At 37.5% G+C, this 12,003-nt stretch carries 11 protein-coding genes, 2 tRNA genes and 1 pseudogene; 7 read left to right on the top strand and 7 right to left on the bottom strand.

Translation table 11 applies throughout. From position 1 onward, the window contains the following. The first annotated feature begins 324 nt into the window (after positions 1-324). The 3 genes from FW757_RS10490 (at position 325) to arsJ (ending at position 3,513) form a co-directional block, all read left to right on the top strand. Positions 325-1,167, top strand: coding sequence for a metalloregulator ArsR/SmtB family transcription factor (locus FW757_RS10490; RefSeq protein ID WP_446441191.1), 843 nt, complete (start codon positions 325-327; stop codon positions 1,165-1,167). 99 nt (positions 1,168-1,266) lie between these two features. Continuing rightward, on the top strand, positions 1,267-2,277 hold the full coding sequence (locus tag FW757_RS10485) for an ArsJ-associated glyceraldehyde-3-phosphate dehydrogenase (protein WP_145238745.1): 1,011 nt from the start codon (positions 1,267-1,269) through the stop codon (positions 2,275-2,277). 6 nt (positions 2,278-2,283) lie between these two features. After that, positions 2,284-3,513 (top strand): organoarsenical effux MFS transporter ArsJ, encoded by a 1,230-nt coding sequence (gene arsJ, locus FW757_RS10480; protein ID WP_182719229.1) that lies wholly within the window; start codon positions 2,284-2,286, stop codon positions 3,511-3,513. Here the strand turns inward: arsJ and FW757_RS10475 are convergent. Further along, positions 3,507-4,274, bottom strand: coding sequence for an EAL domain-containing protein (locus FW757_RS10475; protein ID WP_064668622.1), 768 nt, complete (start codon positions 4,272-4,274; stop codon positions 3,507-3,509). The two genes, arsJ and FW757_RS10475, sit on opposite strands and share 7 nt — an antisense overlap. Before the next feature lie 226 nt (positions 4,275-4,500). Here FW757_RS10475 and FW757_RS10470 point away from each other — a divergent pair, with 226 nt between their 5' ends. After that, on the top strand, positions 4,501-4,920 hold the full coding sequence (locus FW757_RS10470; protein WP_182719230.1) for a hypothetical protein: 420 nt from the start codon (positions 4,501-4,503) through the stop codon (positions 4,918-4,920). A 61-nt stretch (positions 4,921-4,981) separates the two neighbouring features. Here the strand turns inward: FW757_RS10470 and FW757_RS10465 are convergent, their stop codons facing one another. Both FW757_RS10465 and FW757_RS10460 read right to left on the bottom strand, forming a co-directional pair. Then, the gene (locus FW757_RS10465) at positions 4,982-5,149 is read right to left on the bottom strand and encodes a hypothetical protein (protein ID WP_182719231.1); all 168 of its coding nucleotides are present in this window, start codon (positions 5,147-5,149) and stop codon (positions 4,982-4,984) included. Between the two features lie 8 nt (positions 5,150-5,157). Beyond that, positions 5,158-5,883, bottom strand: coding sequence for a zeta toxin family protein (locus FW757_RS10460; RefSeq protein ID WP_182719232.1), 726 nt, complete (start codon positions 5,881-5,883; stop codon positions 5,158-5,160). 108 nt (positions 5,884-5,991) lie between these two features. Between FW757_RS10460 and FW757_RS10455 the strand changes: the two are divergent. Then, a pseudogene (locus FW757_RS10455) lies at positions 5,992-6,444 on the top strand (site-specific integrase); the annotation flags it as partial. A 41-nt stretch (positions 6,445-6,485) separates the two neighbouring features. Here FW757_RS10455 and FW757_RS10450 read toward each other — a convergent pair. The 4 genes from FW757_RS10450 to rtcR form a co-directional block, all read right to left on the bottom strand. Then, positions 6,486-7,172 (bottom strand): hypothetical protein, encoded by a 687-nt coding sequence (locus FW757_RS10450; protein ID WP_182732039.1) that lies wholly within the window; start codon positions 7,170-7,172, stop codon positions 6,486-6,488. 142 nt (positions 7,173-7,314) lie between these two features. Next, positions 7,315-8,064: a hypothetical protein gene (locus tag FW757_RS10445; RefSeq protein ID WP_182719235.1), complete on the bottom strand. Its 750-nt coding sequence runs from the start codon at positions 8,062-8,064 to the stop codon at positions 7,315-7,317. Between the two features lie 225 nt (positions 8,065-8,289). After that, positions 8,290-8,366, bottom strand: a tRNA-Ile gene (locus FW757_RS10440). A 254-nt stretch (positions 8,367-8,620) separates the two neighbouring features. After that, the gene (gene rtcR / locus FW757_RS10435; RefSeq protein ID WP_310736883.1) at positions 8,621-10,231 is read right to left on the bottom strand and encodes an RNA repair transcriptional activator RtcR; all 1,611 of its coding nucleotides are present in this window, start codon (positions 10,229-10,231) and stop codon (positions 8,621-8,623) included. 254 nt (positions 10,232-10,485) lie between these two features. Between rtcR and FW757_RS10430 the strand changes: the two genes are divergently transcribed. Both FW757_RS10430 and FW757_RS10425 read left to right on the top strand, forming a co-directional pair. Next, a tRNA-OTHER gene (locus FW757_RS10430) sits at positions 10,486-10,555 on the top strand. 252 nt (positions 10,556-10,807) lie between these two features. Beyond that, entirely contained in the window at positions 10,808-11,977 is a 1,170-nt protein-coding gene (locus FW757_RS10425; protein ID WP_220497186.1) for a slipin family protein, read from the top strand. Positions 11,978-12,003 lie beyond the last annotated feature (26 nt).

The following is a 12,003-nucleotide window of genomic DNA, read 5'->3' as shown; positions in this document are numbered from 1 at the left end:
CAAGTTTTACTCGACTAACTGATTAACTGATTAACTCTTGCAGCTTAAGCGTTGCTGTCTGCCGTCTCAGTGGGGTCGCATTATAGGGCGCGGCGAATTTTACGCAAGCGTTTTTTAAAGAAAACTATAAAAAACATGCCTTACGCTTGCTTTTTAGCCAAGATGCTTAAAAACACATCTAAAAAATAGATAATCGCTATTGTTCAATCCTTCTAAAATAGGGTTTCACATTCATATACGTTGATATTAATAACACTAGTATTGTATATATGAAATTTCATATATACACTTAATGGATATTGTCAGTCAGAATATTTAATTTACATGTCCCAAAGTAATAGCTCAAAGCAAAGTGTGCTCTTTCTGTGCACTGAGAATTCAGCCCGTTCACAAATGGCAGAAGTATTACTGAGAAATAAAGCGGGAGAGATTTTTGATGTTTATAGTGCAGGGATCGCTCCTAAAGATATTGATCCTAGAACAATTAATTGTTTGCAAAAGTTTAACTTGCCGATAACTGAGCTCAGCGCAAAACATATAGCTGAGTTTACAGATAAGACTTTTGATTATGTTATTACGCTATGTGAAAGAGCAAACAATGAATGCAGAGCTTATAAAGGCGCACTGTTGCAACTTGCGTGGGATATTGCAGATCCAAAAGTAATGGTAGGTTTAGAGCCCTTTGTCGCAACCCTCTATGAACTTGATAAACGACTGGATATGTTTATTGACGTACACGGTAATATTAATAACCTGCAATCACATCAGTATGTGCCACTATGTAGTAGTACCATCTCAGATCAAGATAACGAGTTATCGATAGATCCAGGCATATTTTATAAATGCTTAACTGATCAGATCCGATTAAAAACTTTAATGTTAACCAACTACTATGGCGAGTTATGTGTTTGCGAATTAATGGTAGCACTGCAAGAGCAAAGCCAACCAAAGGTATCGCGTAACTTAGCCGTATTAAAGAAAGCCGGCATCATTACAGATAGAAAGCACGGACAATGGGTGTTTTACCAAATTAATCCAAGATTGCCACAATGGAGCAAGACGATTATTAGTACAACCACTGAAAGTAATCTCCATCTGATCATCAACAGCCTTAAGCGATTAGCGACTATGCATAAACGACCTAATAAAGTGAGCTTTTGCAGTTAACGATAACTTTAATAAACACAGCACAATTTAACATTGGCTAACGTAATGAAGCGCTAGCTTTACCGCACTTACAACCCAACAATTAATCAGGATGTAATTATGACAGTAAAAGTAGGTATAAATGGTTTTGGCCGTATGGGCCGATTATCAATGCGCGCAGCATTTGATTGGCATGATATAGAAATTGTCCATATTAACGATCCAGGCGGTAATGCTGAAACATTCGCTCATTTAATGACGTTTGATTCAGTACACGGTAAATGGCATCACGAAGCAAGTCATACTGAAGATACTATTATAATTAATGGTAAAACAATTGCTTTTACGCAAAACACTAAAACAGAACAGACTGATTGGTCTAACTGTGATGTCGTTATTGAAGCGTCGGGTAAAATTAAAACCAAGGCACTACTGCAAGCTTACCTAGATCAAGGTGTAAAACGCGTTGTTGTTACAGCACCAGTAAAAGAAGAGGGTATTTTAAATGTAGTAATAGGTGTAAACGACCACCTTTATAATAAAGAGATTTACCCAATCATTACCGCTGCATCATGCACAACTAACTGCTTAGCACCAGTAGTAAAAGTTATTCATGAAAAGATTGGTATCAAGCATGGCTCAATCACCACCATTCATGACATAACCAACACCCAAACAATTATTGATGCGCCGCATAAAGACTTACGCCGTGCACGTTCATGCGGCACAAGTTTGATCCCCACTACAACTGGTTCAGCTACTGCAATAACGCATATATTTCCAGAGTTAAAAGGTAAACTAAATGGCCATGCTATTCGCGTTCCGCTAACTAACGCATCAATTACTGACTGTGTATTTGAACTTGAGCGCGGTACCACCGTTGCTGAAGTAAATAAATTACTTAAGGATGCTGCTGAAAATGAACTAAAAGGCATAATGGGCTACGAAGAACGCCCACTGGTATCTATTGACTACAAAACCGATCCTCGTTCCAGCATCATTGATGCGCTATCAACCATGGTGATCAACGACACTCAAGTAAAACTTTATGTGTGGTACGACAATGAATGGGGCTACGCGAACCGAACTGCGGAACTGGTACGTAAAGTTGGTCTAGCTGACAAGGAATAATTAACCGTGGATCGATTCACAGCACTCTCCCCACAAATAAAACAATATTTGATCATTACCGGTAATTACTGGGCATTTACTTTAACTGATGGCGCATTGCGGATGCTCGTGGTGCTGTATTTTTATCAATTAGGTTACAGCCCACTTAGTATTGCTATGTTGTTTTTGTTTTATGAAATTTTTGGTGTGATCACCAATTTAGTGGGCGGATGGCTGGGAGCTCGATTCGGCCTGAATAAAACCATGAACATTGGCTTAGCATTACAAATTGTGTCTTTGGCAATGCTTATGGCACCTGTAGATACACTCACCGTAATTTATGTGATGGCTGCGCAGGCGCTTTCAGGGATCGCAAAAGATCTGAATAAAATGAGCGCCAAAAGCGCTATTAAGTTACTAGTACCAAAAGACGCGCAAGGCCAGCTTTTCAAATGGGTGGCTATTTTAACGGGTTCTAAAAATGCGTTAAAAGGTGTTGGCTTCTTTTTAGGTGGCGTACTGCTGACTTTGCTAGAGTTTCATGGCGCAATGCTAATCATGATCTGCATGCTCACTATGGTTTGGCTATTTAGTTTATTCGCATTAAAAGAAGACCTAGGCAAAGCTAAAAATAAAGCCAAATTTAGTGAGCTGTTCTCCAAAAGCAAAGCCATTAATGTACTCTCAGCCGCACGAATGTTTTTATTCGGCGCAAGAGATGTCTGGTTTGTGGTTGCCTTGCCTGTATTTTTAGCCGCAACCTTTGGTTGGGATCATTGGTGGGTTGGCGGCTTTATGGCAAGCTGGGTGATTGGCTATGGCATAGTGCAGTCTTTTGCGCCTCATATTACAAACATAATGAGTACAGGAAAAAAATCAGTTCAGGTGCCCTGTGGCCGTAGCGCTTTTTTATGGGCCAGTTACTTAACAGCTATACCGGCCATTATTGCCTTAGCTCTGCATTTTGACTTTTATATACAAGCATCCGTTATTATCGGTTTACTGATATTTGGTGCGGTGTTTGCGATTAACTCATCATTGCATAGCTATTTAATTGTAAGGCTTGCTGATAGTGATGGCGTGTCACTTGATGTAGGCTTTTATTATATGGCCAATGCTATGGGGAGATTACTAGGCACTGTTTTATCGGGCTGGGTGTATCAACAATATGGACTTGAAGCCTGCTTATGGATCTCAAGCTGCTTTATTGCCCTAGCAGCACTGTTATCGCTGGCACTACCAAAGAGTAATCAATAGTCAATAAAATCAACTACTGGCAAGCTCTCAAAGCCTGGTTTAGCAAATAAATACCCTTGCATTAACTCAATACCTGCGGCTTTTAACCATGTATATTCTGCAAGGGTCTCAATCCCCTCTGCTAATGGGGTGATATTTAATTCACGAAGCATATTTAAGCTATGAGTCACTATTGATTGGCGTACTTTATCTGAATCGATATTTCGGATCAGCTCCATATCGAGCTTAATAATATCCGTTTGAAAATCGGCTAATAAATTAAGGCCCGAGTAACCAGATCCAAAATCATCCAGAGCTGTTGTAAAGCCTAGAGATTGATAATATTCAACCACTCGCTTAATGTGAGCACTGTCTTCTATTTTCTCAACTTCAGTAAACTCAAACATAATTCGTTGCGTCGGAAAGTTATATTTTTTAGCTGCTTCTAAGGTGGTACGAATACACCGCTCAGGCTTATAAATAGCATTGGGTAAAAAGTTAATGCTAAGCATAGAATCAACCCCTAACTTAGCGGCTAAAGCAATCGCTTTTATTCGACAGAACTGATCAAAAGTATAACGATTTTCTTCATTTACTTTTGCGATAACAGAATATGCAGACTCATTATTAATGCCTCGCACTAGAGCTTCATAGCCAAAGATAGAGCGCGTCTTACAATTTACAATTGGTTGAAATGCCATAGTAAAATCAAAGCCTAGGCCTTCTAAATCGGCACAGTCATTACACGATACCTTTTCACATTCAGTTAGTTTGTCATTCATTCAGCACAACCCATTTTTGTCTATTTTTTCATAGTAGTAGAGTTAAAAGCGAAAGCCAACCTTACTTTAACTATTGCATATAAAATCAAGTTCACTATGCAGATATTCCTTAACGCTGCACTTTGAAGAATAGAAAGTATATTTCAAGCCCCCAAATATGGAACGCTTAATGCATTTATTTTTTAAACCAAATAACTTGTCAACTTTTTGCCGCACGGGACACGCAATGAATCTAACAAATATACCTTCATCACTTCTTACAGATCCAAACTATTTAAAGCAAACACAAGCAGGCACACAGCAAACAAATGACAAAGAAAAACTAACTTCTTCCACTGAAGTGGAGAATAGCGATGAAAACACTGCTGAAAATAAAACTGACAACGATGAGACTGTAGAAACTACACAGCAACAAATGATTAAAAACATTAAAGAACTACAAGAAAAAATACGCGCGCTTGAAGCTGACAGCAGCCTTACCAAAGCAGATCAACAATCACAAAAAGCTGAATTACAAAAAGAGTTAGATCAAGAACTTGTTTCAATCCAACTTAGCGTAAAAAAGAACGTATCAACTTTGATGGGAAGTTTATTTTCGTCAGCAGGCAACACCAGCTCAGGTTTATTGTTTAACTATAGTGCTTAGAATTACTTTCTAACTAACACTCTCAAAACTAAAAAAGTCCCATTGCGGGACTTTTTACTAATTATTTTTGGATAGCAGACGCTTTATTTACAAGCTGCACTTGAGAGGTAATAGCGCGATCAATAACTTGGCTATAAACTCGCTTCTTCTCGCTTGAGCTAGAATCTAGCACAAAATCTGAAAGCTTAGAGTTTTGCGTTGGCTTTGGCTTTATTAAATTTGAAAACATAAACACTCCTAAAGCTCGTTTTTTGAGCTGGATGGTGATTCTATCAGGCTCTGTAGATCTTCTCTAGTGAATTTTTCATCTAAATGATGCTCTATTGCCTGAACATTATCGTGATAAAAACGTGTTTTGCCCTTATTATTTTTAACTAATAAATCCACTTGAATTTGACTACCGAACTTGAGCTTAAGTTCCCTTATAACCTCCTGAGAAGCAAAGAACTGATCAATAAAGGTATCAGCTAGAATTCTACGTCCCTCTAGCTTTTCTCTTGCCTCAACGAACTCCCAAGCCAGCTCTGGTTTTTGATATACAAACAGAATTAGTACTTGCCTTTCCTTACGGATAGAGCGTTCAATATTCTTTTTTGCAACATCATAACTTGCCAAAGTTCCATCTAACAAAAAAGACTGCTTGTTTTTAAACGCATGATCAAGTGTTCTCTCAACAATAAAAGATACAGCACGATGAAATAAATACGAGTTATCACCTGTATAACCAGGTATAAGCTCTCTTAGTTCATCAGGATCAAGCCTTAATACATTATCAGCTCCAATTTCTTCCAAAAAGGCTTTTGAAGCTTCAGTTTTACCTGCACCAGGCGAACCAGCCATGAAAACAGAAACTGGCCTTGTATCGGGAGGAAACTGGTTTTTGTCTGTTAACTCGCGAGCTATACGAGTCCTATTACTTTTAGCATAGCTTATTGCCTGTCGTTCTAGTTCTTCTGGTGCCATATAAAACCTTAATCATCTCTATTCATTATGTCACTTAAGTAGTTATTCGCAAGTGATTCAAATTCAGAATATACCCTAGGGCTCTTCTCGTTTTTTTAATGGCAAAAAAAATCACACGAACTTTTAACAATAGCCAGAGTATCAGAGCGTAAAGCAGACAAGCGACCAGCTCTAGACTGCAAATGGCTTGGTCGAGAAGGTTGTATTTATACAGTGAAAGGCAAAGGCGGCCTAATCCGTGATGTACTAATACCGAATGCATTAGCTACACAGTTAGAAGAAAGGCGCTTAGCACAGCCTATAACGGTTCGTGATAGAGAAATTAACTATTTGCAACGCTACAATATTGGTGGAGGCCATAAATGGTCATGTTCATTTTCAAAAGCATCTAATCGCGCTCTATTTTTTTCTAATGGTGCCCATGGCCTTAGACATAGCTACGCACAAGAAAGAATGGATGAGCTAAAAAACTTGGGTTTAACTAGAGCTTTAGCTCTCGAAACTGTGTCGCAAGAGCTCGGTCATTTCAGGGCTGAAATTACTGAAGTTTATTTAAGGTAATACGTAATAACACTTAATTGATCAGTTTTTTGAGCCCAGCTTCATAAACCAGAAATGAAGTTACTACAGGCAATCCTAAATACCCCTTCAGACAGTAGCTCTCGATTTGACTTGATCAATAAGTGCTTATCTCGAACAACTTTAAGCCAGCAAATATATAAATCAAATAATTCATCTTTTGATTCCATTTGATTTGGAGCTTTTTCAATCTTAACCAATAATATCACCAACCCCTCAAGTATAGATATTATATTAAGCTTTAAGGATATAGCTAACCTAGCCGTTGATGGAGTGAGTACCGATAAGTCATTATCGCTTGGGTACAACTTTCCGTCTATAAAATCACGACGATACTCTGTTAGCATTTTCGAGATTTGATCTAAGCTAAGCCCACTGCTTTTCACTTTCTGATTAGCACTCGAGATCACTTCTTCAAATACACCTTCTAAAAATAACTCACTTTTCATTTCCTGAAGTTTTACTTTGAACTCTTCATTTATTTTTAATACTTCTTCAATGCTATTACAATTCTGATGCTTTTCAGCCCAGCTTAAACCTACACTAGATAACTTAAAGACAGTGTCATCACCCTCTATTATTTTCAAAGACCAGTGAACCAAATAAGCATCAAGTTTTGATGTTATATTTCGCTGTTGATGTGCAACTTTTATTGACTCCCTAAAATAAAAAACTAAAACCGCACTAATAGCAGCCCAAAACAATGTCATGTTATCTCCAAAAATACTGTAAAAGTTCAATCGTGTGCATATTCAGTCGCTACTTACCAGCCGCTCTTTATAATCAATAGAGTTTTTATGGACAACATAAAACATTGATTTCAAGGTAACATTAACTTGGGCTTGATATCTTTCACTTTTTAATTGCCCCTTCTCTAATTAAAAATTCTCTTGCTTTTGATAGTTGCACCTTATTTTTACCTGCTACTAAAATATCTTTTTCAATAGTTTGTAATTGTTGCTCAAGCATTGAGTTAGCTTCAGCTTGATTTATTTTCCCGAACTTAATCATTGCTGTACGCAGCAACCCTGCTGAATCAAGAAATAGTTTAATATTTTCGATTGCTTGATAAATTTGAATGGCATCAAGCTTTAAGAACTGCTCTTTATCTGAAAGGTACGAGCTAAATTGCTTAATAATTACAACAACATTTTTTAGCTTCTTCTCATAACGTTGGTAAAAGATAAGAGCATCTTTCGGGAGTTCAGCTTGTTGTTCAAATGTCAGATAAGTCTTTGTTAGGCTGTCAATATGAAGCTCTACTAATCCCTCAAAACCAACTATATTTTCGTATGAATGACTATTGTTTTCTCTAATCATATCTTCAAAAATAATTGATATCGCGTGTGAAAAAGTAAACTCATTTTCAGGGATCGGAGTGTCTACTTGAGCTTCTATTTTCTCAAAAAAAGATTGTAACCATGCATTTGCAGCAACCAAAAAACTTAACTGAGATACATAGACATAAGCAATACGATGTTCTAAGTCCTTTTTTATTTTATTTTGGGCTATAACTCTAACTTTAAAACTCAAGAAAGCTGATATTAGGGCTCCAAATAAACCACTTAGTATAGAAATCAGTAGGGTATAGCCATTATCCATATATTGCCTCATATGCTTTAACAGCCAATAAAATAATGACTGCAATGAATCCTTTTTAGTTAGCTCTATTAAAAAGAGACCAAATGCTTACTTTAAAGATATTAATTGCAATATCAATTAATATGATAGGACTATTTTTAATAATTGATTTATAGTAAAAAGTAGCACAGAGGTAGCACAGGGTAATTTCTGTTAGTAGTTATTTACTTGGAAAGCTTTTAAAAGTGGTGGCCCCTCCCAGACTCGAACTGGGGACCTAACGATTATGAGTCGTGTGCTCTAACCAACTGAGCTAAGGGGCCATTTTGTATTAGCTTATGTTTTAAAAAAACAAAGCTAAATTTTTGAAGCGTTTAACCACCTAAGCGACTAAAGCGGGTTGCAGTATAAAAAGTTTTTACTGGCTTGTCACTAGCAAAAACCTTTATTTTAACAATCAATAAGCTAACTGCTTAAATAGTAGTCGTAAAAGGTATAATTAAAGAGTTAAGCTATTACAACTCTCTGGATATTTAACGTTGTTGATATCCGTTAACTCATTACATACCCATAGTTTTTAACTATGTTTTGAGTTAGAGGAGATATCACTCCACTTCAAACCAAATTTATTCAAATATTTTTGCAAGCGACTAGAGTCGTTAGCTTGAGACTTAAGCGTGCGACTTACGTTAAATAACTCCCTGCCAGCTGATGCCATACTATTGTGACGCTGGCAGGTAGTAAGTACGTGGCTAAGCTGATTAATATCAAAGTTATCTAACTCTTCTATCTGAGTATTTTCAAGATAATCACAAAGGACAGTCGACGCTAACTTTTGATTTTGCGGATACCAAGCTTGCTTTAAGCGATCTATTTCATCTTTAACATCTTCTACTGTGATACGTGAAGAATCAGCCAATGTGCATAATCTTGTAATTGCAGAGCTCAAATCACGAAAGTTGCCAGTCCATAATGCCTCGTTTGAAGTGGCAAAACCAATGAAGGCATTTTTAGCTTCTTTATTAAATTGCACGCGATCCCCCATTTTTTTAGTATAGAGATCAACTTCGTAATCAATATTTGCTGGAATATCTTCTTTTCGATCTTTCAGTGCTGGTAATTCGTATGCCCACAGGTTAATACGAGCAAACAAGTCACTTCTAAAATGACCTTGAGCTATCTCTTTTTTTAAATCTCTATTGGTACCTGCAATTAACTGAAAATTGCTTTGAACAGGTGTATCGCTACCAACTGGGTGAAAAACTTTATTTTCAAGTGCATGCAGCAGCATTGCTTGCTCTTCTAAACCCAGCTCGCCTATTTCATCTAAAAATAACACGCCATCATGAGCGCTCAATAAAAAACCATCTCTTGCTTGCTGGGCCCCCGTAAAAGCCCCTTTCGTATGGCCAAATAACGCAGCCATGGCATTCTCGCCTTTTAAAGTGGCACAATTTACAGAAACCAGCGTGCCTTTTAGCATTGAACGCTTTTTCTTTAATTGAAATATACGAGTTGCAAGCTGGCTCTTACCCGCCCCAGTAGGCCCAGTTAAAAGCATGGGATCGTGTGAGCGAATTGCTACTTTTTCTATTTGTGTGATCAGTTGATTAAAGAAAATATTTTTAGTTTCTATACCGCCTTTTAAAAACTCCTTACCTTGCTGATGCTCAATATCAAACCGCGTAGCTAATTGATCATACTTAGATAAATCCAAATCGATGATCTGTATACGCCCTATAGATTTATTATTGTTATTATGATCTGGTGATGTTTGAATCAAACGCCCTGGAAAGTGCCGGCTTTCTGTAAGCAAGTAACTGCATATTTGCACAACATGCGTACCCGTTGTGATATGAAATAAGTAATCGTTTTTATCAGTATCAAAAGTGTAGTGTGAACACCAATCAAAGAGCTTGGCATACACTTCTTCAAAGTCCCACGGATCGCTAAAATTAAGCTGGTGCAACTGCACATTAGTTTCAGGAGAGACAGACTCAATATCCACTGCAACATTATTAGCAAGGCGACTACTGTGATTGTCATGCAGCATATGTAGCTGGTTAACGATAAGATTATCTTGACTACATAAACTTATATTAGGCCGCCACTTAGCCCATCGATCGACTCTCTTACCGACATAATCTAACTGCGTACCAATTAAGCTAACGACTACTGTATCTTTCACAACCGTATCCATATGGATAAAAACACTACACAAAACAATACAAAATAACGAAAGATCTATCAAGCGCAACAGCTAGAAATACACAAATTTAGTTAATTTAAGCCTTAAAAACAACAATTTAAAAACAAATAAAAATATTTAAACAAAACTGGCACATGACTTGTACTTACCTAGGAGTCTGATTAATTAGGTGTGATTCAAAAAGTCACTCTGGTGCGCTCAACACTGTTGCCGCGTATTCCCAATCAAACAACTATTAAAGTAGCTCAGAGGTAGAGCAACGGTTCATTGCCGTGTGCGAAGGTTCGAATCCTTCCTTAATAATACCCTTTAAAGGTAGCTCAACTGGTAGAGCAGCGGTTATACCGCCTGTTGTGGGTTCAAGTCCCACCCTAAATATAGATATAAAAACGTTAGTAAGTCGTTATTACCAATGTTTAGTAAACGCCTCAGGCGAATAAACGATGGCAAGCTGGATGCTCCCCATCGCTATGCAGTTTTAGGCCTTTATTAAACACGTATTTAACTCTTACTAACCCTTAATTTAAGGGAAGTAAAAACAATAAGGAATTTAAAATGTTAAGCAAAAAGTTGTTTCAAAAAATAGTCGAGATCACTGAAAACCAAAGAGTGCTTGTGTACAAAAATCAACAACTAATAGATGTACTCACACCTGGAAAACATAAACGTTGGGATTTTAAAAGTGAATTATCGTTTGAGTATTTTGATATAAACACGCTGTACTTTTCAGAACAAAATGCTGAAAGGCTGTATCGAAATAATCCACAGCTAAATGAACATATTTTTCACTGTAAGCTAAGTAATACGGAAGTGGGCCTGCTGTACGTTAATGACCTACTTGAAGGGATCGTCGCACCTAGCGAACAATTATATCTATGGCAAGACGCGGGTGATATTCGACTAGAGAAAGTATCTATCGACGAAGAAATAGCCCTAGATGATAAAACGCTTTTTTTAATTAACCGTGCTGGCGCAAATACAGCGTCACGTTTAATTAAAAGTGAGCGTACTGTTGCGGTTAAACCTATTGCGGATTTAAACATAGCAAAAGAGCACATTGGTTTACTGTATGTAAATGGTCAGCTATTAAAACAACTAACACCTGGTCATTACGGTTTTTGGCAATTTAATCATGAGATTGAATTAAAAACCTTTGATTGCAGAACGCAGTTACTCGAGATCTCAGGGCAAGAGATCCTCAGTAAAGACCGCGTAAGCCTGCGCATAAACTTAAGTGCCAACATTAAAGTCCATGATGCTCAGCTTGCAGCGCGAAGCGTTGATAACGTGAATGACTTTGTCTACAAAACTTTGCAATTAGCATTACGTGAAGCCGTTGGCACCAAATCGCTCGATGATATCCTTTTGGATAAGTTGTACGTAAATGAAACGGTAAAAGAGCTGGTTGCACAGTCTTTAACAGACATTGGTATCACCCTAGAGAATGTCGGGGTAAAAGACATTATTTTGCCAGGTGAAATGAAAATTATATTAAACCAAGTAGTTGAGGCGCAAAAAGCAGCAGAAGCCAATGTAATTAAAAGACGCGAAGAAACGTCAGCAACCAGAAGCTTACATAACACTGCAAAAATGATTGAAAACAACCCAACACTAATGCGTTTAAAAGAGCTGGAAGCATTAGAAAAAGTCGCCGAACGAATAAACAATCTGACCGTGTACGGTGGATTAGAAGGATTAATGAACGGCGCAGTAAAAATAGCCTAACCAGTAAGCGTTACGCAAAAATTAAC

The organism is Pseudoalteromonas sp. 1181_04 (assembly GCF_052850545.1).
This window is presented reverse-complemented; position numbering and strand designations above follow the sequence as displayed.

Coding starts and splice junctions, on each gene's coding strand:
- FW757_RS10485 (WP_145238745.1), top strand. CDS start 1,267: ATGACAGTAAAAGTAGGTATAAATGGTTTTGGCCGTATGGGCCGATTA.
- FW757_RS10465 (WP_182719231.1), bottom strand. CDS start 5,149: ATGTTTTCAAATTTAATAAAGCCAAAGCCAACGCAAAACTCTAAGCTT.
- FW757_RS10470 (WP_182719230.1), top strand. CDS start 4,501: ATGAATCTAACAAATATACCTTCATCACTTCTTACAGATCCAAACTAT.
- FW757_RS10490 (WP_446441191.1), top strand. CDS start 325: ATGTCCCAAAGTAATAGCTCAAAGCAAAGTGTGCTCTTTCTGTGCACT.
- FW757_RS10425 (WP_220497186.1), top strand. CDS start 10,808: ATGTTAAGCAAAAAGTTGTTTCAAAAAATAGTCGAGATCACTGAAAAC.
- FW757_RS10475 (WP_064668622.1), bottom strand. CDS start 4,274: ATGAATGACAAACTAACTGAATGTGAAAAGGTATCGTGTAATGACTGT.
- FW757_RS10445 (WP_182719235.1), bottom strand. CDS start 8,064: ATGGATAATGGCTATACCCTACTGATTTCTATACTAAGTGGTTTATTT.
- FW757_RS10460 (WP_182719232.1), bottom strand. CDS start 5,883: ATGGCACCAGAAGAACTAGAACGACAGGCAATAAGCTATGCTAAAAGT.
- FW757_RS10450 (WP_182732039.1), bottom strand. CDS start 7,172: ATGACATTGTTTTGGGCTGCTATTAGTGCGGTTTTAGTTTTTTATTTT.